Source organism: Nonomuraea basaltis (genome assembly GCF_005893125.1).
GTDB lineage: Bacteria > Actinomycetota > Actinomycetes > Streptosporangiales > Streptosporangiaceae > Nonomuraea > Nonomuraea basaltis.
In genome coordinates, this window is record NZ_VCJS01000027.1 from 13,274 (window position 1) to 34,030 (window position 20,757).

Genomic DNA, 20,757 nt, shown 5'->3' on the forward strand with positions numbered 1-20,757 from the left:
GATCAACCGGTTGACCAATCGCGCAACGTCAGCGTAACGTCGCCAAAACCACCCTTTAAAACGATTGAAGGGAGCGGTCACGAGCATGCCGGGCCTGTCTCCGTACGGCCTCACCTGCGAATTCCTCGATCGTCCGCTGGGTGTCGACAAACCCGCCCCCCGCCTGACCTGGAAATTCCGCTCCGGCACGATGGGCGACGGCCAGACCGGCTACCGCCTGACCGTGCGGGCGGCCCGCGAGCCCGTGTGGGAGACGACGGGCGACGGCGATCGGCAGGCCGCCTACGAGGGCCGCCGCTACGGCCCTCGACCCGCTACGACTGGACGGTCGAGGTCCGCGACGCGTGGGGCGCGCCGGCGGGCCGCGCGGCGTCGTGGTTACAGACCGGGCTGATGGGCGGCTGGGACGATGGCGCCCGGCCGGTCTTCGAGCCCCGCGCGACGACGATGCGGGTGTGTCGCCAAGGCGAATCGGCCGGCGCGGGGCCGGTTCGCCTGCACCGGGTGTGGCCTCGCTGGGCACACCGATCACATCGCGGCCCGCAACATCGCCGCACGCGGCGCTGCGGGCTGGGCTGTTGTCAACCAGCCACACGCTACCGGCCTCCCTTCAGCCAGACGGGACCGTGAGAGCAAGTCACCGGCTTCATCCGGTGACAGTTGATCCAGGAGATGACCGCCGCGCGCTCAAGTGAAAGGTGGAGTCATGAGGTTGGCAGGCAAGAAGGCCGTCGTCACCGGCGCGGGCGGTGCCATGGGAAAGGTGTTCTCCGAGGTGCTGGCCAGGGAGGGGTGCGACGTCGCGGGGCTGGACGTGCAGGGCCTGGACCTGTTCGGCGACGCCGTCCGGGCGACCGGGCGCGCGGCCCTGGAGCTGAAGGCCGACATCACGGACCTGGAGGCCACGCAGGCCGCGATCGGCCAGGCGGTCGAGGCGTGGGGCGGTGTGGACATCCTGGTCAACAACGCCGGCGGCGGCATGGTCCGGAAATTTCATGAAATGACAGCCGACGAGTGGCGCCGCATGGTGGACGTCAACCTGACCAGCGTCTTCAACGTCACCCGCGCCGTCGTACCGTCGATGCTGGAACGCGGCGGCGGCCGCATCGTGAACATCGCCTCCATCGCCGCCCTGCGCGGCGGCCGCCTCGTCAGGCACGCCACCGGCTACGCCGCCGCCAAGGCCGGCGTGGTCGGCCTGACCAAGGCCCTGGCCATCGAGTACGCCACCGACGGCATCACGGTCAACTGCATCGCCCCCGGCGCCCAGCAGACGCCCGGCCGCGACCGCGACACGCCCGAGGGGCGCGAGGCCTTGCTCGCCCAGATCCCCACCAAGACCCTCGGTCGCCCCGAGGACCTGGCGGAGAGCATCGTGCACTTCTGCCTGCCCTCGGCCGCGTACCTGACCGGCGTCATCCTGCCCCAGGACGGAGGGCACGGGATCTAATGGGTGACATGGAGCGGGGCAGGGCCAAGTACGACGAGGTCTACGGCGAAGGCGCGGCCGACCGGCTGCTCGCCGCCCTGTCGGGGCCCGGCTCCGACCTGGGCCGCTACGGCGTGGAGTTCAACTTCGGCGAGATCTACTCGCGTCCCGGCCTGGACCTCACGCAGCGGCAGATCGCCTCGATCGCGTCCCTGGTCAACATCGGCGGCGTCGAACCGCAGCTCACCGGGCACATCAACGCCGGGCTCAACGTGGGGCTCACCCCGGAGGAGATCGTCGAGGTGATCATCCACTGCGTCCAGTACGCGGGGTTCCCCAGGGCGATCAACGCACTCAACGTGGCCAAGAAGGTCTTCGAGCAGAGAGGTGTGGCATGACATGCCGTCCGTCGTACTGATCGGCACGCTCGACACCAAGGGCGAGGAGTACGCGTGGCTGCGCAACCGGCTCGTGGAGCTGGGCAGCGACGTGATCGTGGTCGACGCGGGCGTCGGCGACCACGGCTTCCTCGTCGACGTCTCCAATCAGCGGGTCGCCGAGGCGGCCGGAAGTGACCTGCGGGCCCTCAAGGAGGGGGGCGACCGCGGCGCAGCCGTGACCGCCATGGGCGAGGGCGCGGCGGCGATCCTGGCCGGGCTGCACGCCGACCGCCGCGTCGACGCCGTGCTGGCGCTGGGCGGCAGCGGCGGCTCGTCGATCGCCGCGCGGGCCGTGCGCGACCTGCCGATCGGCCTGCCCAAGCTGATCGTGTCCACGATGGCCGCCGGCGACGTCTCCCCTTATGTCGGGGCGAAGGACGTCACGCTGATGTACAGCGTCGTCGACATCGCGGGCATCAACCGCGTCTCCCGCGCCATCCTCGGCAACGCCGCCGCCGCTGCCGCCGGGATGGCCAGGTCGCACCAGCTCGCCAAGGCCGCGCTGACCGCGGGCGCCCCGGACCGGCCGCTGATCGGCGCGTCGATGTTCGGGGTGACCACCCCGGCCGTGGACGCCGCCCGCGAGCGGCTGGACGAGCTCGGCTACGAGGTGCTCGTCTTCCACGCGACCGGCTCGGGCGGCCGGGCGCTCGAAGGGCTCGCGGCCAGCGGGATGCTGGCCGGCGTGCTCGACCTGACCACCACCGAGCTGGCCGACGACCTCGTGGGCGGCGTCCTGTCGGCCGGGCCCGAGCGGCTCACCGCGGCCGGCGCGCACGGCGTGCCGCAGGTCGTCGCGCCGGGCGCGCTCGACATGGTCAACTTCGGCCCCCGCGACACCGTGCCCGCGCCCTTCGCCGACCGCCTCCTCTACGTCCACAACCCGACCGTGACGTTGATGCGCACCACGCCCGACGAGATGCGTGAGCTCGGCCGCCGCGTGGCCGCCAAGCTGCGGGCCGCGACCGGGCCGGCCGCGCTGTTCGTGCCCCGCCAGGGGGTCTCCGCCCTCGACGCGCCCGGCGCGGCCTTCGCCGACCCGAAGGCCGACACGGCCTGCTTCGAGGCCATGGAGGAGGGCCTGCGCGGCTCCCCGGTCGCCATCGAGGACCTCGACCTGCACATCAACGACCCCGCCTTCGGCCGTGCCATGGCCGAAAGGCTCCACCACCTGATCTCCGGAGGTGCCTCGTGAACAGGCAGGACGTCCTCGACAGGCTCCGCGCCACGGTCACCGCCGGCCGGCCGATCGTCGGCGCGGGCGCCGGCACCGGCCTGTCGGCCAAATGCGCCGAGGCCGGCGGCGTCGACTTGATCATCATCTACAACTCGGGCCGCTACCGGATGGCGGGCCGCGGCTCGCTGGCCGGGCTGCTGCCGTACGGCGACGCCAACCAGATCGTCGTCGAGATGGCCTCCGAGGTGCTGCCGGTCGTCCGCGACACGCCCGTGCTCGCCGGGGTCTGCGGCACCGACCCGTTCCGCGTCATGCCGCTCTTCCTCGACCAGCTCAAAGCCATGGGCTTCGCGGGCGTCCAGAACTTCCCGACCGTGGGCCTGTACGACGGGACCTTCCGCCAGAACCTGGAGGAGACCGGCATGGGCTACGACCTGGAGATCGAGATGATCCGGCTGGCCCGCGAACGCGAGCTCGTCACCGCCCCCTACGTCTTCGACGAGGACCAGGCGCGGGCCATGGCCGAGGCCGGCGCCGACGTGCTGGTGCCGCACGTGGGGCTGACCACCAAGGGCAGCATCGGCGCCGGCACCGCGCTCACCCTGGACCAGGCCGCCGAGCGGGTGCAGGCCATGCGGGACGCGGCGGTCGCCGTACGGCCCGACGTGCTCGTGCTCTGCCACGGCGGCCCGATCGCCGAGCCTGACGACGCCGCGTACGTCCTGTCGCGCACCAAGGGCGTCGCCGGCTTCTTCGGCGCCTCGTCCGTCGAGCGGCTGCCGACCGAGCGCGCCATCACCGAGCAGGTCCGATCGTTCAAGTCGATCGCCTTCTGAAGGAGCCGCCATGCACGTCAGCCCCGACAACGTGCCCACGATGGCCTTCGACTGGGGGTCCATCAAGTGGTTCGTCACCCCGTCGGCCATCCCGGGGGCGAGCAGCACCCTGGGCGAGGTCATCGTCAACCCCGGCAAGGGGCACGCCCGCCACAACCACCCCAACGCCGAGGAGATCATCTACGTGATCTCGGGCGAGGGGCGCCAGATGGTGGACGACGGCGAGGAGTTCACGATCAAGGAGGGCGACACCGTGCACATCCCGATAGGCGCCTACCACTCGACGTACAACACGACTTGGCGGCCGCTGCGCCTGATCGTCACGTACACGCCCGGGGGAGAGGAGAAGGCGCTGGAGGCCGCGCCCGACCTCAAACTGCACGACGCGGGCAGCGTCGCGGAGTGGCGCCAGGCCTGACGTAAGCTCTTCAGATGTTGCTCGAACATCGCGGCCGGCGCCCGGTCGTCCCCGAGTCGGCGTACGTGGCCCCCTCGGCCGTCCTGTGCGGCGCGGTCGTCCTCGGCGACCGCGCCCGCATCCTGCACGGCGCTGTCCTGACCGCCGAGGACGGGGAGGTCCGCGTCGGCGCCGACGTCGTGATCATGGAGAACGCCCTCGTCCGCGGCCGCGCCCTCCACCCGGCGCTGATCGGCGACGCCGTGCTCGTCGGCCCGCACGCGCACGTCAACGGGGCGAGGCTGGAGGACGAGGTGTTCCTGGCGACGGGCGCCTCGGCCTTTCCCGGCGCCGTCGTGGGCACCGGAGCGGAGCTGCGCATCAACAGCGTCCTGCACGCCAACTCCCGGCTCGCCCCGGGAACGGTGCTCCCGATCGGCTGGGTCGCCGCCGGCGACCCGGCCGAGCTGTTCTCTCCCGACCGGCACGACGAGCTGTGGGAGGTGCAGCGCGGCCTGGACTTTCCCGGCACGGTGTACGGCGTGCCGCGCGGCACGCCGATGCGCGAGATCATGGCGCGCCAGGCGGAGTTCTACGCCGCCCACCAGGACGACCGCCCGCTCGACTAGGGCGCCGAACTTCCACCTCGCCTCCCGACGCACCGGCGGCTGACGACTACGACGCCAGAGCGCGGCGGCGGGGTGGTCATCCTGCGGCACTGGGAAAAGGGCCCTCGGGGTCGATGGCGCGGGTGACGCGCTGCCCGATGTCGCGCAGCTGCCGGATCTGCGTCTTGGTGAGCGGGTCGAAGACGAAACGGCGTACCGCGTCCACGTGCCCGGGGGCGGTCTCGACGACCTTCTTCCATCCCTCTTCGGTGAGGATGGCCAGGGTGTAGCGGCCGTCGTCCGGGTCCGGCGTGCGGCGTACCCAGCCGCGCTTCTCCAGCCGCTTGACCACGTGGGACAGGCGCGACAGCGACCCGTCGGCGAGCGCCGCCAGCTCGCTCATGCGCGTGGTGCGTTCGGAGGTCATCGACAGCCTCGCCATCACCTGGTACTCGAAATGGCTGATGCCGGCGTCGCGCTGCAGCTGCCCGTCCAGTGCGGCCGGCAGCCTGATCATCACGCTGACCAGCGCCAGCCAGGAGTCCATCTCCTCACTGGTCAGCCAGCGCGGCTCTTGCGGTGCGTCCATGACGTCCACTCTAACTTGAGCCGTCAAGTGATCGCGCCCGTTTGAGCACTTGATGCTTCAAGCCCGGCTCAAGGGGCGAGCCCTGCCGCAGGCCGCACTCCGACTATCTGGCCGACGGCTGGGCTGGGACATCGTCAACCGGTCGATCATCATGAGGATGACGCGCTGAGCCGCCGCTCCGCGCCGTCGCGCAGCTCCCGGCGCAGCTCGACGGCGCGGTGCAGGTAGTGCGAGGCCAGCGCGGCACGCCCGGCCGAGCGGTACAGCTCGCCGAGCGTCTGGAACGTGTCGGCCTCGCCGCTCCGGTCGCCGAGCTGCTGGAAGATCGCCAGCGACTGCTGGAGCTGGTCGGAGCCGTGTGACCGGTCACCCTGCGCCGCCCGCAGCCCGCCCAGCCCCTGCAGGGCGTACGCCGAGCAGTGCCGGTCGCCGAGCGTCTCGAAGATGTCCAGCGCCCGCCCCTGGAACCGCATCGCCTCGTCCGGCTCGGCCACCAGGTCGTGCAGGCGGCCGAGCTGCATGGACACGCACCCCTCGCGATGGGCGTCGCCGAGCTCCCCGGCCAGCCGCAGCGCCTCCCCGAGCCACCGGGAGGCCTGGCCGAGGTCCTGAAGGGACAGGTACACCCGGCCGATCGCCTGCCGCGCGTACGCCTCCCCGCTCGCGTCGCCCACCGCCAGGAACATGGCCAGGGCGTGCCGGAAATACCCCAGCGCATGGAGATGCCGGCCGGAGAACTGGTTGACCGCCCCCAGCCCGCAGATCGAGATCGCCTCGCCCCGCGGGTCGCCCAGCTCACGGAAGATCACCCGGGCGCGCCGCAACATCTCGCCGGCCTCGGCGTACCGGTCCTGGTAGAGGCACACCTGGCCGAGGCCGCGCAGCATGGCCGCCTCGCCGCGCCGATCGCCGGCCGCGCGGGCGCTGTCCAGGGCGACGCGGTGGGTGAGCTGCCACTCGTCGAAACGGCAATGCAGGTCGAAGTACGGGACGAGCGTCGCGGCGAGCCCCCACGCCGACTGCGCCAGCCCCGTGCGGGCCGCCAGCCGCACCGCCTCCACGAGCGACTCCCGCTCGGCGTCGAACCACGACAGCGGGTCGGCCGTCAGCCGGCCGAGGGTGTCGCGTTCCAGGCTCCACCGGGGCGCCGCCTCGGACGTCATGCTGAACAGGGTGGTCGGCAGGCGCGTCGTGGCGTGCTCGGCGGCGGTCATCCAGCCGCCGAGCACCCGGGTGAGCGCCTGGCGTTCCACCTCGCCGCCGGCCTTCTCCCTGGCGGTGCAGCGGACCAGGTCGTGCAGCCGGTAGCGGGGCTGGCCGAGGGGGTCGGTCCCGACCAGGCGCAGCAGGCTCACGTCCACCAGCGTGTCGACGACGGCGTCCGAGCGGTGCCGGTCGAGCACGGCGTCGGCCACCCAGCCGGGCACGGTCCCCGGGCCGAGCAGACCGAGCGTGCGGAAGGCCTGGGCCGCGTCGCCGGGCAGGCGCCGGTAGCTCAGGTCGAAGGAGGCGCGTACCTCCAGGTCGCCGGCGCGCAGCTCGTCGAGCCTGCTCGCATCGTCCGCCAGCCGCTGCTGGAGCACGCGCAGCGACCAGCCGGGCCGCCCGGCCAGGCGCGCTCCCGCCACCCGCACCGCGAGCGGCAGGTAGCCGCACGAGGCCAGGATCGCCAGAGCGGCCTCCCGCTCGGCGGCCACCCGCTCGGCGCCGGCGATCCTGCCCAGCAGCTCCTCGCTCTCCGCCGGCGACAGCACGTCGAGTTCGAGCAGCAGCGCACCGGGCAGCTCGGTGATGCGCCGGCGGCTCGTCACGACCACCGCGCAGCCGTTGCCGGGCAGCAGGTGCCGTACCTGGGCGGCGTCGGCGGCGTCGTCGAGGAAGACGAGCATGGGCCGCTCGGCCAGCAGCGAGCGGTACAGCGTGGCCCGCTCGTGCACCGAGACGGGCAGGGCCGCCTCGCCCACCCCCAGGGCCCGCAGCGCCTCGGCCAGCAGGTCGCCGGGATCGGCGGGGGCCGGGCCGGTGCCGTCCAGGCACAGGTGCAGCTGCCCCTCGGGGTAGCCAGCGCGCACGGCGTGCGCGCAGTGCACGGCAAGTGCCGACTTGCCCACCCCGGGCGGCCCCACCACCACGGCGATCGACGGCGGCCCGTCCAGCCGCGCCTGCGCCGGCGACAGGGCCCGGGTCAGGGTGGCGACCGCCTCGTCCCGGCCGGTGAAGTCCGGCACGTCGGCCGGCAGCTGATGAGGCACGGGCACGGCGCGGCCGCGAACCGGCTCGCCCGGGGCGGGCACGGGCAGGCTCTGGGGGAGTCCCGGCGGGCTCGGGGCCGGCGCGGCTCCGAGCTGGGCGGGGGCGGTCTCCACAGGGTCCGGCGGTGGCTCGTCGGCCAGGACGGCGGCATGCGCGTCGCGCAGGTCCTGCCCCGGCTCGACGCCGAGCTCGTCGACGAGCTGCTGCCGGATCGTCGTGTACGCGTGCAGCGCCTCGGCCCGCCTGCCGCCGCGGTGCAGGGCGAGGATCAGCTGCTGCCACAGATCCTCCCGGTACGGGTGCTCGCCGATCAGCGTGCGCAGGTCATCGATCGCGGCGGTGTACTCCTCGCGGGCCATCTTCGTCGCGACCAGCTCCTCGGCCGCGCTCAGCCGCTCCTGCGTGAGCGAGCGCAGCCGCCCGTCCCACAGCGGGCTGGCGGGCAGGTCGTTCAGCGGGTTGCCGCGCCACAACGCCAGCGCGTCGCGCAGGTGCCCGGCCGCCTCGCCGGTGCGCCCCGCCGCCCGGGCCCTGACCACCAGGTCCTCGAACAGCAGCACGTCGAACTGCTCGGTCCCCAGCTCGACCGCGTAGCCGGAGGGCTGGGCCACGATCCGGGCCCCCGCCTCGCCCACGGGGCCGCGCAGCGAGCTCACATAGGTCCGCAGGTTGGCCAGGGCGGACGACGGCGGGTTCGCCGGCCACAGCACCTCGATGAGCACGTCCGAGCCGACCACCTGGTTCGCCTCGAGCAGCAGAGAGGCCAGCAGCAGCCTGGGCTTCTTGCCGGCGATGCGGACATTCTGATCCGGCGTCCGGACCCGTAAAGGCCCGAGAATGCCGAAATTCGGCTGGTCAACCACTACGAACGCACCTACTCCTCGCTGGAGGCGTTGCACCAATTCGTCGGGTCGTCGTTCTAGCTGGCTGAGCCTTTATACCGATTTTGGATGTTCTTTGTATGCCGGACTCCCAATCTTGGTCCCCAGCAAGAGCGCTTCGAGAGATCCAGCAGACCATTCGCGCGCCGGTCGGGACATTCGTTCCTGGGCGCGCGCAGAAAGGATCCGTATGAGACCCAGAGGGGTGCTTACGGTGGGGTTCGTCCTGTTCGCCGGTGTCATGTCCGGCCAGGCCGCCTCGGCGGGACCCATCACGGCGGCGCAGCCGGCCGCGGCCCAGGCCGCTCCGACGCCGGCGCCCACGCCGACTCCCGCGCCGACTGCCACGCGGGACCCGAACGACCCGGCGAACACTGTCGAGGTCCCGCCGGTGTCGACCCTGGCCGCGCCGCGCCTCCAGCTGCCCTTCCCGTGCGGACAGCGCTGGACGGGCAACTCCAGCAACAGCAGCGCCCACCGCGCGTACGAGATCGACTTCAACCGGGGCAGCACGGCCGACGCCGATCGCGGTGACACCGTCTCCGCCGCCGCGGCCGGCACCGTCGTCATCTCCGCCCACCAGGGCTCCGCGAACGGCTTCGGCAACCTGGTCAAGATCGACCACGGGGGCGGCTGGACGACGTACTACGCGCACCTGACCGTGCGCTCCGTCGCCGCCGGCGCCCGTGTTTCGCAGGGCCAGAAGATCGGCACGGTGGGCAACACCAGCAAGCCCGGCAACAACATCAGCCCGCACCTGCACTTCGAGGTGCGCCAGGGCGAGGGATACCCCGGCAACATCCGCAAGGCCGTCTTCAACGGCGTCACCTTCGGCTACCCGAACCAGACGCTGACCTCCAACAACGCCTGCGGTGGCGGTGGCGGCGGCACCAACCCGCACACGCCGGAGAAGGTGTGCGGCACCGGCTACAAGGTGATCGACTCGGCCCCGCTGGGCTCGGCGGGCACCGCGTACCTGCTGTACAACTCCGGCAACGGCAACAACTGCGTGGCCACGATCAAGAAGACGTCGCTGGGCAAGGCCACGGCCGCCGGCGCCTTCCTGGAGCCGCAGGGCAAGACGCGGGTGACCGACAGCGGCAGCTTCACCTACTACGCGGGGCCGGTACGTGCCGCCGCGTCCGGCAAGTGCGTCAAGTGGGGTGGCAAGGCCGGTTCGGCCACGTACACCAGCCCGTTCGAGCACTGCGACTGAGACCGGGGCGGCCGCCGCTCCCCCTCCTGTGTGCGGCGGCCGCTCCCATTCGCGCGTGCCACCCAGGAACTTTCCCGAGGAGAAAACTGTGCACCCCCGATTCCGCCGCTCAGCAGCGCTGCTGACCGGCGCGCTGATCCCCCTCTCGCTGCTCATGGGGCAGCCGGCCGCCAACGCGGCCGCAGACCCCATGGCCGACGCGTTCGCCGGCGCGGCCACCACGTACGAGGTGCCCCGCGACCTGCTGGTGTCGCTCGCCTACGCCGAGACCCACCTGGACGGACACGACGGCGAGCCCAGCATGAGCGGCGGCTACGGCGTGATGCACCTGGTCAGCAACCCCAGCACGCGCACCCTGGAGCGCGCGGCCACGCTGACCGACCAGCCCGTCTCGAAGCTGAAGAGCGACGACGCGGCCAACATCGCCGGCGGCGCCGCCGTGCTCCGCGCCTACGCCGACGACCTCGGGCTGAGCGCCGCCGCCCGCAAGGACGCGGGCAAGTGGTACGAGGCCGTCGCCAAGTACGGCAACGCCTCCTCCGCGGACGTGGCCCGCCTGTACGCCGACACGGTCTACGACCTGATGGCCAAGGGCGTGAGCGCCACCACCCCCGATGGCGAGACCGTCACGGTGCCGCCGCGTGCCGTCCAGCCCGAGCGCGGCCCGTACGCCAAGGCCAAGGACCTGGACGCGCCCAGCACGCTAGCGGCGAACACCGACTACCCCGGCGCCGCCTGGGTGCCGGCGAACAGCGGCAACTACGCCGTCTCCAACCGGCCGACCAGTGACAAGATCGACAAGATCGTCATCCACGTGACGCAGGGCTCGTACGCCGGGACGATCTCATGGTTCCAGAATCCCAGCGCCAACGTCTCGGCCCACTACGTCGTCCGCTCCTCCGACGGCGCCGTCACCCAGATGGTCAGGGAGAAGAACCGGGCCTTCCACGCCGGCAGCTACAACAGGCGCTCGGTCGGCATCGAGCACGAGGGCTTCGTGGACAACGCGACGTGGTTCACCGACGCGATGTACCGCTCCTCGGCCGCGCTGACCCGCAACATCGCCGACCGGTACGGCATCCCCAAGACCCGGGCCAACATCGTCGGCCACAACGCGGTCCCCGGCGTCGACCACACCGACCCGGGCCCGCACTGGAACTGGACCAAATACATGCAGTACGTCACCGGCGGCAGTGGCGGCGGCACCCCTAACCCGCACACGCCCGAGTCGGTGTGCGGCGCCGGATACAAGGTGATCGACTCCGCGCCGCTGGGCACGGCGGGCACCGTCCACCTGCTGTACAACACGGGCAACGGCGGCAACTGCGTGGCCACGATCAAGAAGACGTCGCTCGGCACGGCCACCGCCGCCAGCGCCTACCTGGAGGTGGAGGGCAAGACGCGGGTGACCGACAGCGGCAACTTCGCCTACTACGCGGGCCCGGTACGCGCCTCCGCGGCCGGCAAGTGCGTCAAGTGGGGCGGCAAGGCCGGTTCGGCCACCTACGACAGCCCCTTCGAGCACTGCGGATAGTTCCCCGTCCAAGCGCCGGCCGGTCCAGCAGGACCGGCCGGCGCACGCGCGTGCCGCGCGAGGCACAGCGAGGACGGCCATCGACACCCGCTGTAGACGTTCACAGTCATGCCCAAGCCGGAATAGCGCACCTCGCGTCTCGCAAAGGGAATTCCGGTGAGCCCGGCTTGGCGATGCACCCGTGAAAGTTTCATCTCCGGACAGACGATCGACAGGTAGATGTTAACGCGAACATTCGCGTGCGGCTCAAGAGGGGCCCGCCGCGGAATCGCTCAGCGGGACGACGTGACTTTCCGCGCCCCGCAGCGGCCCGGGCGGCAACTTGTCATCGGTGTGCCCCGCTCAGGTAACCGAAACTTTCTGGAAACTTAGCGCCACCCAGAACGCTCTTGGGGCTGTGACCCGGGAGAACGTCCTTGACGAGGTCAGCAACGTAACGGTGGGTGCGCCTCTTGACACGTCCGATTGCGACCCCTAAGTTGCCGCAATATTAACGGATCTTCTCGAAAGTTTCGGTGTCCCCCAGCGTGACGGTTCCCGCTGGCAACGTGGGATGACGCCGTCATTGGCCGAAAGGATGGCATGAGGGGTCAGATACCAAGTGACACGAGCCCCGCGTCCGGCGAGAGCCCGCCGTGGCAGGACCCGCGGCTGCAGCCCGCCGAGCGGGCCGCGGCGCTCATCCCGCACATGACGCTGGAAGAGAAGGTCGCCCAGCTCGTCGGCGTGTGGGTCGGCGCCGATGCCTCAGGGGGAGGCGTCGCGCCGCACCAGTCCGAGATGACGGGCGCGGACTGGAGCACGGTCATCGGCAACGGGCTGGGCCAGCTGACCCGCCCGTTCGGGACCGCGCCGGTCGATCCCGTCGCCGGCGCCCGCTCGCTGGCCGCCTCCCAGACCGAGATCATGGCCGCCGGCAGGTTCGGGATCCCGGCCCAGGTGCACGAGGAGTGCCTGACCGGGTTCGCCGCCTGGCGGGCGACCGTGTACCCGGCGCCGCTGAGCTGGGGGGCGTCCTTCGACCCCGACCTGGTCGAGGAGATGGCCGGGCAGGTCGGCAGGTCCCTCCGGGCCGCGGGCGTCCACCAGGGCCTCGCCCCGGTGCTCGACGTGACCAGGGACTACCGCTGGGGCCGTACCGAGGAGACGATCGGCGAGGATCCGTACCTGGTCGGGACGGTCGGCGCCGCGTACGTGCGCGGGATCGAGGGCGCCGGGGTCGTCGCCACGCTGAAGCACTTCGCCGGGTACGCCGCCTCCCGCGGCGGCCGCAACCTGGCCCCCGTGCCGATGGGGCGCCGGGAGCTGGCCGACACCGTCCTGCCGCCGTTCGAGATGGCCCTGCGCCTGGGCGGCGCCCGGTCGGTGATGAACTCGTACGCCGAGATCGACGGCGTCCCGGTGGCCGCCGACGAGGGCCTGCTGACCGGGCTGCTGCGGGACGAGTGGGGCTTCTCCGGCACGGTCGTCTCCGACTACTTCGCGGTCCGGTTCCTGCAGCGCCTGCACCGCGTCGCCGCGGAGGCGGGGGACGCGGCCGGGCTGGCCTTGCGGGCCGGGATCGACGTCGAGCTGCCCACCGTTGACGCGTTCGGCGCCCCGCTGATCGAGGCGGTCAAGGCCGGAGAGGTCCCCGAGTCGCTGATCGACCGCGCGCTGCACCGGGTGCTGGCGCAGAAGGCCGAGCTCGGCCTGCTCGACGCGGACTGGCAGCCGTTGCCCGAGGACGTCGAGGAGCTCCGCCTCGACGACGAGACCGGCCAGGACATCGCCCTGCGCCTGGCACGGGAGTCCGTCGTCCTGCTGCGGAACACCGGCGGGATCCTGCCGCTGCCCGCAGGCCGGCGCGTCGCCATCGTCGGCCCGGTCGCCGACGACCCGATGGCGATGCTCGGCTGCTACACCTTTCCCGCGCACGTGGGCCCGCACCCCGAGCACGGGCTCGGGGTCGAAATCCCGTCGCTGCGCGAGGAGCTCGCCCGGCTGGTCCCGGACCTCACGTACGCGCCCGGCTGCGAGATCACCGGCGACGACACCTCCGGCATCGCCGCGGCGGCCGCCGCAGCCGCCGAGTCCGACGTGTGCGTGGTCGCCGTCGGGGACCGGGCGGGGCTGTTCGGGCGCGGCACGTCCGGCGAGGGCTGCGACGCCGCCGACCTGCGACTGCCGGGCGTGCAGGCCGAGCTCGTCCGGGCCGTGCTCGCCACCGGCACCCCCGTGGTCCTGGTGCTGCTCGCCGGGCGGCCGTACGCGCTGGGGGAGGAGGCCGACGCGGCCGCGGGCGTCGTCTACGGCTTCTTCCCCGGCCAGCGGGGCGCCCAGGCGCTGGCGGAGGTGCTCACCGGCGCGGTGAACCCGTCCGGGCGGCTGCCGGTCAGCGTGCCCCGTGACGCCGGTGGGCTGCCGTCGACGTACCTGTCGCCGCCGCTCGGACGCCGCTCTGACGTGTCGTCCGTGGACCCGACGCCCGCGTTCCCGTTCGGGCACGGGCTGAGCTACACGACCTTCGAGTGGAGCGACGCGCGCGGACCGGCCGTCTGGCCGGTCGACGGCGAGATCAGCGTCGAGGTCACGGTGCGCAACACCGGATCGCGGCCCGGCACCGAGGTCGTGCAGCTGTACCTGCACGACCCGGTCGCGCAGACGACGCGGCCGGTGGTCCGCCTGGTCGGCTACGTCCGGGTCCCGCTGGAGCCCGGGGAGGCCGCCCGCGCGAGCTTCACGGTCCCGGCCGACGTCACCTCGTTCACCGGGGTGCGCGGCCGGCGCATCGTCGAGCCCGGCGACGTCGAGCTGCGCTTCGGCCGCTCCAGCGCCGAGACGGCAGCGGCTCTGCCGCTGCGCCTGACCGGCGCCGAGCGCGAGGCCGGCTACCACAGGCAGCTGCTGGCGCGGGCTCGTGTCACACCGGAGGGAGCGGGATGAGCACGACCAGGACGCTGGACAACCCGCCACCGGGCACGCGCCCGGTCAAGCCGGAGATCGGCCGCCGCAGGCGCGCGAAGCCGGGAACGTGGCGGCACGCGATCCGCCGGGACTGGCGGCTGTACTCGCTGGTGCTCCTGCCCCTGCTGTTCTTCGCGATCTTCCGGTACGCCCCGATGATCGGCAACGTGATCGCCTTCCGCAAGTTCGAGCCCGGCGGCAGCATGTTCGGCGAGTCCTGGGTGGGCCTGCGGTACGTGAAGATGTTCCTCGGCGACCCGACGTTCTGGAACGTGTTCAAGAACACGCTGGTCCTCGGCGGGCTGACCCTGCTGTTCTGCTGGCCGCTGCCGATCGTGCTGGCGCTGCTGCTCAACGAGGTGCGCAACCGGAAGATCAAGCGGTTCCTGCAGTCGGTGTCCTACCTGCCGCACTTCCTGTCGATCGTCATCGTGGCCGGCATCGTCATGCAGATGCTGGCCATCGACGGGCCGGTCAACCAGATGGTGAAGGCGTTCGGCGGGGAAGCCACCGCGTTCATGCAGAAACCGGAGTGGTTCCGCACGATCTTCGTCTCGTCGGAGGTCTGGCAGACCGTCGGCTGGGGAACCATCCTCTACCTGGCCGCGCTGACCACCATCGACGACCAGCTCTACGAGGCGGCCCGGATGGACGGCGCCACCCGGTGGCGGCAGATCTGGCACGTCACCCTGCCGGGCCTGCGTCCCACGGCGATCACGCTGCTGATCCTCAACATCGGCACGTTCATGGGCACGGGCTTCGAGAAGGTCCTGCTGTTGTACAACCCGCTGACGTATCCGACCGCCGACGTGATCTCCACGTACCTGTACCGCATGGGCGTGGAGTCCAGCAACCTGAGTTACGCCGCCGCGATCGGCCTGTTCGAGGCAGTGGTCGGCGTGGTCCTGATCCTGGGGGCGAACCTGATCTCCCGCCGCACAGTTGGGACGGGCCTGTGGTGACGATCGCCAAGAGCCGTGGCTACCGCGTCTTCCAAGGGGTCAACGCCGTCATCCTGACCGGCGTCGTGATCGTGACGCTGTATCCCTTCATCAACATCATCGCCCGCTCGTTCAGCGAAGAGCGCTACATCATCACCGGGCAGGTCAACCTGCTCCCGCGCGGGTTCAATCTCACGACGTACCGGATCGTGGTCTCCGACCCGATGTTCTGGACGAACTACCGCAACACCGTGGTGTACACCGTCGTCGCCACGGTCATCGCGATGGTGCTGACGACCTGCTACGCGTACGTGCTGTCGAAGAAGCACCTCAAGGGCCGCACGTTCCTGATCTGGGTGGCAGTCTTCACCATGATCTTCTCCGGCGGCCTCATCCCGCAGTACGTGCTGGTCAACGGCCTCGGGCTGACGAACTCCATCTGGGCCGTCGTCCTGCCCAACGCCATCAGCGTCTTCAACCTCCTGGTCATGAAGGCGTTCTTCGAGAACCTGCCGAGCGACTTGGAAGAGGCCGCCGCCATCGACGGCCTCAATACCTACGGCATCCTGTGGCGAATCGTGCTGCCGCTGTCGAAGGCGGTCATCGCCACGATGGTGCTGTTCTACACGGTCTCGTTCTGGAACTCGTGGTTCACGGCTTTCCTCTATCTGAACGAGCAGGAGCTGTTCCCGGTGACGATCTACCTGCGCAACCTCATCGCCGGGGCCACCGGCGCCGAGTCCGCCGGCGCAGGACTCTCCGACGTGGGGCAGGCCGCCTCCAACATCCAGTCGGTAACGATCATGCTCACCGTCCTTCCCATCCTCGCGGTCTACCCCTTCGTCCAGAGGTACTTCGTCTCCGGAGTCATGCTCGGCGCGGTCAAGGGCTAGCCCTCCCCAACGCCTCACCACCCCCCCGGACCCACGGCAAAGGAATCCCCCAATGCGCGAACTCTCACGGCGTCAGGCGATCATCGGACTGGGTGCGTTCACCCTCGTACTGGCCGGCTGCGGCGAGGACGAGGCCCCGAAGAAGGCCGCCGACGTGTCCGCGAACAAGGCGGGCGCGATGGCGAGCTACGGCGTCAACCAGCAGTTCAAGGCCACCGAGCCGGTCTCGTTCGACGTGCTCTACAACAACCACCCGTTCTATCCCCACAAGGACGACTGGCTGTTCTGGCAGGAGCTCACCAAGCGGACCAACGTGACGATCAAGCCGCTGGCCGTCCCGCTCAGCGACTACGAGAAGAAGCGCGGCCTGCTGGTGGGCTCCGGCCAGGCCCCGCTCATCATCCCGAAGACCTACCACCCGGCCGAAGAGGCGTTCGTGTCCTCCGGCGCCATCCTGCCGGTCAGCGACTACCTCGACCTGATGCCGAACTTCAAGGACAAGGTCGCCAAGTGGCGGCTCGAGCCCGAGCTGAACACCTTCCGGCAGACCGACGGCCGCTTCTACCTGCTGCCCGGCCTCCACGAGGAGATCTGGGCCGACTACTCCCTGGCGATCAGGACCGACATCCTGGAGAAGCTCGGCCTCGAGGTCCCGAAGACCTGGGACGAGCTGTACACCGTGCTCAAGGCGATGAAGAAGGAATACCCCGACCTCTACCCCATGACCGACCGGTGGGGCGTCCCCACGCCGGGCGGCAACCTGCTCAAGCTGGTCGCGCAGGCGTACGGGACCAAGGGCGGCTGGGAGTACCAGCACGCGGTCTGGGACTCCGCCGCCGGGAAGTTCGCCTACACCGGCGCCATGCCGCAGTACAAGCAGATGATCGAGTATCTGCGCAAGCTGGTGGACGAGAAGCTGCTCGACCCGGAGAGCTTCACGCAGCAGGACGAGCAGGCCAAGCAGAAGTTCAACTCCGGCAAGTCCTTCGTCATCAGCGCCAACGCGCAGACCATCATCAACGACCACCGGGAGACGCTGACCAAGACCGTGGAGGGCGCCAAGCTCGTCAAGATCCCGGTGCCCATGGGCCCGGTCGGGGACTACAAGATCGGCGTCCGCACCGAGAACGGCGTCATGATCTCCAAGAAGGCCCTGGAGAACAAGAACTTCGTCGCCATGATGCAGTTCATCGACTGGCTCTACTACTCCGACCAGGGGCAGGAGTTCGCCAAGTGGGGCGTCGAGGGCACGACGTTCACCAAGGACGCCTCCGGCAACTACAAGATCGCCAAGGACGTCGACTTCGTCGGCCTCACCCCCGGGGCGCCCAAGCACCTGCAGAAGGACTTCGGCTTCTCCAACGGAGTGTTCGCCTACGGCGGCACCACCAAGCTCCTGCAGTCCACCTTCTCCGAGGAGGAGCTGGAGTTCCAGAACGTGATGAACGCCAGGAAGCCGTGGCCGGTGGATCCGCCGCGCCCGTTCACCGACGAGGAGCGCGAGCAGGTCTCGCTGTGGGAGACGCCGCTGAAGGACCACGTCACCCAGAACACGCTCAAGTTCATCCTCGGCGAGCGCGACCTGAGCGAGTGGGACGCCTACGTCAAGGAGTTGGAGGCCAAGAACTCGACCACCTACGTCAGCATGGTCAACACCGCCTACGAGCGGTTCAAGAAGGACCACGGCTGACCGATGCGGACCGTGGGCACGGCCTGGGAGAGGAGACCCGATGAGCGAGATGACGGCCGCACGGCGGTTCGGCGAGGGACCACTCTCGCGCGCCGCCGCGCTGATCTACAACCTGCTGGTGGCCGAGTTCCTCTTCCTGGTCGCGACCGCGCCGGGCCTGGCCGGGCTCACCCTGCTCGACCGCGACGCGGCCAACGTCCCGCTGGCCGCGGCCTGCGCGCTGCCGCTCGGCCCGGCCCTTTCCGCCGCCCTGTACGCGCTGCGCCGCCGCAGCCGTGACCTGACCGACCTCCACCCGGCGGCGGCGTTCTGGCGCGGATACAAGATCAACCTGCGCGGGGTGCTGAAGATCTGGGTCCCGTGGCTGGCAGGGCTTGCCGTCATCGGGACGAACCTGGCGAACTTCGCCGCCGCCGGCGTACCCGGCTGGTGGGCGGTGCTGCTGGTTCTCGTCGCGGTGGCGGCGACCCTGTGGGCCGGCCACGCGCTGGTGATCACGTCGCTGTTCGAGTTCCGGGCCGTTGACGTCGCCCGGCTGGCCGTGTACTTCCTCATGCGCCACCCGAAGGCGACCCTGGGCAACGCGTTCCTGCTGATCGTGGCGGCGGGCATCACGATGCTCGCGACCGAGCTGCTGCCGGCGCTCCTGGCCTCGGTGTTCGCCGCGGGGCTGCTGTGGAACAGCCGTCCGGTGATCGCCGAGGTCCAGGAGAGGTTCACGCTGTGACGGATCCGCAGCGGAGCGAGGACATCCGTCACAGCCCTCCGAGCGAAGCTCGGCAATCAGACGCTGACCTGGGTCAGGGGATGCGCCGGCCGTGCGCGTCGGGCACCCCTGACTTGCGGAAGAAGTAGGCGTTGATCTGGTCGCGCCATTCCTCGGCGCAGCGGAGCTGCTCGTCGAGCCGCTCCCGCACGCGGGCGTAGAGCGCCGGGTCCACCAGCCCGGCGCCCTCCAGCTTGTCCCAGTGCAGCCGGATCGCGGCCACCTCCTCCGCCCCGGCGAAGTGGGTGTCGTAGATGTGCTGGATGACGGTCGAGCCGCTGTGCAGCACATGCCCGTAAGGCACGTGGTGGAAGAACAGCAGCAGCTCGTCCGGGCACTGCTCGAGGGACTCGTAGACATCCGACCACGGCTCCGGATACTGGCCGGCGCAGCCGGTCCCGGTCGCGCGGGTGCGGTCCACGCCGATGCCGTCCCGGTCGGCGAAGTGGTAGGTCCCCCACGGCGTGTACTCGTAGCCGTCCACATCCGGCCCGTAGTGATGTCCTGGCCGGACCATGAAGCCGACGCCCAACGGCGCCGTGTAACGCTCATAGGTCCGCCAGGAGCCGTCCATCATCGCGTGCAGCGTGCGCCGCAGCGGCTCGGGGGCCGGGGCGAACGTGAGGTCGATCCACTCGTCCAGGATGGCCGCGGGAGCCAGGCGCGGGTCCCAGGCCAGCCGGCCGAAGGCGTACAGATTGGCCTGGGCGAGGGGGTGGCCCGTCCAGTACGGGTCGTCGCCCACGTTGGAGACCGCGACCACGCCGCCCTTGACCGCCACATCGGCCACGCTGGGACCGTCCGGGCCCCACAGACCGAACCCGAGCACGTCGCTCCACATCGGAGCCAGGTAGCACATGTGCTTCTGCTGGCCGGTGTACTCCTGCGTCACCTGCAGCTCCACCGCCAGCCGGGTCGCCGGCATCGCCGCGATCACCGGTGACACCGGCTCGCGCGCCTGGAAGTCCATCGGGCCGTACTTGACCTGCAGGATCGCGTTGTCGCGGAACGCACCGTCGAGTGGGGCGAAGTGGTCATAAGCCGCGCGGGCCCTGTCGGTCGACCGGTCGCGCCAATCCTGCCGGTGGTTGTAGACGAAGGCCCGCCAGTGCACGACCCCGCCGTGCGGCGCCAGCGCGTCGGCGAGCATGTTGGCGCCGTCGGCATGGGTGCGCTCGTACGCGAACGGGCCCGGCTGCCCCTCCGAATCGGCCTTCACCACGTAGCCGCCGAAGTCGGGGATCGTCGCGTACACCCGCTCGGTGGTCCGCGCCCACCACTCCCGCACGGCCGCGTCGAGCGGGTCGGCGGCCGGCAGCCCGCCGAGCGCGATGGGGGAGGCGAAGTTGACCGACAGGTGCACCCTGATCCCGTACGGGCGCAGCTCCGCGGCGATCGCGGCGACCTCTCCGAGCCGGTCCGTCAGCAGATGGGCCTCCGTGGCGTGCACGTTCACGTTGTTGACCGCGACCGCGTTGATCCCGCACGCGGCCAGCAGCCGCCCGTAGGCCCGCACCCGTGTCAGGTCGTCGCGCAGCACGCCGTCCCGCCAGAAGATCGACCCGCCCGAGTAGCCGCGCTCGACCTGGCCCATCACCGGATGCACGTCGATGTTGTCCCAGTGGTCGAGCATGCGCCGCCGCATCGCCGGCCGGTGCCGCTCCGCCGGCAGCGCCGGGCCGAACGCGGACTCGCCGAGCCTGACCACGTGGAACAGGCCGTAGAGCAGGCCGGCCGGGTCGTCGGCGAGCACCACCGTGACGCCGTCGCGGCGGGCGAGCACGAAACCCTCCTCGCCGGCCGGCCCGGCCTCGGCCTTGACCGCCTGCGCGGCGGCCGGCAGGGGCTCGGCGGTGGAGACAGCGAGCACGAGGCCGGCGGGTTCGCCGCCGGTCCGGCGCACGCTGCCGCCGAACCGGGCGCAGGCCTGGGCCACCTCGTCGTGCACGGTCCCGTCGTCGCACACGATGACGCTCCGGGAACCGATCGCCCGGAACGCCTCCGGCGGAAGCCACGCCGCGTGCACGCCGGTCGGCTCAGGAATGATCACGAACTCCTCCGATTGGGCAGGCCAGGCCGTCACGGAGAATCTACCGAAATCCATGATCAGCGGTCATACCAGGCCGACCATGAACCCCTCGTCCTTGACGCCCAGGTACGC

Annotated in this window: 17 protein-coding genes; 14 read left to right on the forward strand and 3 right to left on the reverse strand. The window is 70.9% G+C overall.

Annotated features, from left to right (window positions below; all coding sequences use genetic code 11):
- The first annotated feature begins 85 nt into the window (after nt 1-85).
- The 7 genes from EJK15_RS15425 (at nt 86) to EJK15_RS15460 (ending at nt 4,908) form a co-directional block, all read left to right on the forward strand.
- Nucleotides 86-394, forward strand: a complete 309-nt coding sequence (locus tag EJK15_RS15425; RefSeq protein WP_138711115.1) for a glycoside hydrolase family 78 protein — start codon at nt 86-88, stop codon at nt 392-394.
- 312 nt (nt 395-706) lie between these two features.
- Nucleotides 707-1,450: an SDR family NAD(P)-dependent oxidoreductase gene (locus EJK15_RS15435; protein WP_138711117.1), complete on the forward strand. Its 744-nt coding sequence runs from the start codon at nt 707-709 to the stop codon at nt 1,448-1,450.
- Between the two features lie 8 nt (nt 1,451-1,458).
- A complete protein-coding gene (locus EJK15_RS15440; RefSeq protein ID WP_206060864.1) occupies nt 1,459-1,827 on the forward strand; it encodes a carboxymuconolactone decarboxylase family protein in 369 nt (122 codons plus the stop codon).
- 1 nt (nt 1,828) lies between these two features.
- A complete protein-coding gene (locus EJK15_RS15445) occupies nt 1,829-3,064 on the forward strand; it encodes a Tm-1-like ATP-binding domain-containing protein (protein WP_138711119.1) in 1,236 nt (411 codons plus the stop codon).
- Nucleotides 3,061-3,882 (forward strand): phosphoenolpyruvate hydrolase family protein, encoded by an 822-nt coding sequence (locus EJK15_RS15450; protein WP_138711120.1) that lies wholly within the window; start codon nt 3,061-3,063, stop codon nt 3,880-3,882. The genes EJK15_RS15445 and EJK15_RS15450 overlap by 4 nt, the downstream gene beginning before the upstream one ends.
- 10 nt (nt 3,883-3,892) lie before the next feature.
- Complete coding sequence (locus tag EJK15_RS15455; RefSeq protein WP_138711121.1) at nt 3,893-4,300, forward strand: cupin domain-containing protein; 408 nt, start codon at nt 3,893-3,895, stop codon at nt 4,298-4,300.
- Between the two features lie 14 nt (nt 4,301-4,314).
- Nucleotides 4,315-4,908, forward strand: coding sequence for a gamma carbonic anhydrase family protein (locus EJK15_RS15460; protein WP_138711122.1), 594 nt, complete (start codon nt 4,315-4,317; stop codon nt 4,906-4,908).
- A 76-nt stretch (nt 4,909-4,984) separates the two neighbouring features.
- Here EJK15_RS15460 and EJK15_RS15465 read toward each other — a convergent pair whose 3' ends face one another.
- Together EJK15_RS15465 and EJK15_RS15470 are read right to left on the reverse strand one after the other, a co-directional pair.
- Nucleotides 4,985-5,476, reverse strand: coding sequence for a MarR family winged helix-turn-helix transcriptional regulator (locus EJK15_RS15465; RefSeq protein WP_138711123.1), 492 nt, complete (start codon nt 5,474-5,476; stop codon nt 4,985-4,987).
- A gap of 149 nt (nt 5,477-5,625) precedes the next feature.
- A complete protein-coding gene (locus EJK15_RS15470; protein ID WP_138711124.1) occupies nt 5,626-8,592 on the reverse strand; it encodes an AfsR/SARP family transcriptional regulator in 2,967 nt (988 codons plus the stop codon).
- Between the two features lie 208 nt (nt 8,593-8,800).
- Between EJK15_RS15470 and EJK15_RS15475 the strand changes: the two genes are divergently transcribed.
- From EJK15_RS15475 to EJK15_RS15505, 7 genes are all read left to right on the forward strand, one after another.
- Nucleotides 8,801-9,826: a M23 family metallopeptidase gene (locus EJK15_RS15475; protein ID WP_138711125.1), complete on the forward strand. Its 1,026-nt coding sequence runs from the start codon at nt 8,801-8,803 to the stop codon at nt 9,824-9,826.
- A gap of 88 nt (nt 9,827-9,914) precedes the next feature.
- Entirely contained in the window at nt 9,915-11,360 is a 1,446-nt protein-coding gene (locus tag EJK15_RS15480) for an N-acetylmuramoyl-L-alanine amidase (RefSeq protein ID WP_171074324.1), read from the forward strand.
- A 582-nt stretch (nt 11,361-11,942) separates the two neighbouring features.
- Complete coding sequence (locus EJK15_RS15485) at nt 11,943-14,285, forward strand: beta-xylosidase/alpha-l-arabinosidase (RefSeq protein ID WP_138711126.1); 2,343 nt, start codon at nt 11,943-11,945, stop codon at nt 14,283-14,285.
- Nucleotides 14,282-15,268, forward strand: coding sequence for an ABC transporter permease (locus EJK15_RS15490; protein ID WP_138711127.1), 987 nt, complete (start codon nt 14,282-14,284; stop codon nt 15,266-15,268). The genes EJK15_RS15485 and EJK15_RS15490 overlap by 4 nt, the downstream gene beginning before the upstream one ends.
- Complete coding sequence (locus EJK15_RS15495) at nt 15,265-16,140, forward strand: carbohydrate ABC transporter permease (RefSeq protein ID WP_240777000.1); 876 nt, start codon at nt 15,265-15,267, stop codon at nt 16,138-16,140. Before EJK15_RS15490 ends, EJK15_RS15495 begins: the two co-directional genes overlap by 4 nt.
- A 52-nt stretch (nt 16,141-16,192) precedes the next feature.
- Nucleotides 16,193-17,830 (forward strand): ABC transporter substrate-binding protein, encoded by a 1,638-nt coding sequence (locus EJK15_RS15500; RefSeq protein WP_138711129.1) that lies wholly within the window; start codon nt 16,193-16,195, stop codon nt 17,828-17,830.
- A 40-nt stretch (nt 17,831-17,870) separates the two neighbouring features.
- The gene (locus EJK15_RS15505; RefSeq protein WP_138711130.1) at nt 17,871-18,557 is read left to right on the forward strand and encodes a DUF624 domain-containing protein; all 687 of its coding nucleotides are present in this window, start codon (nt 17,871-17,873) and stop codon (nt 18,555-18,557) included.
- Between the two features lie 73 nt (nt 18,558-18,630).
- On the opposite strand, the gene EJK15_RS15510 is transcribed toward EJK15_RS15505, so the two are convergent.
- Nucleotides 18,631-20,700 (reverse strand): alpha-glucuronidase, encoded by a 2,070-nt coding sequence (locus EJK15_RS15510; RefSeq protein ID WP_138711131.1) that lies wholly within the window; start codon nt 20,698-20,700, stop codon nt 18,631-18,633.
- Between the last annotated feature and the right edge of the window lie 57 nt (nt 20,701-20,757).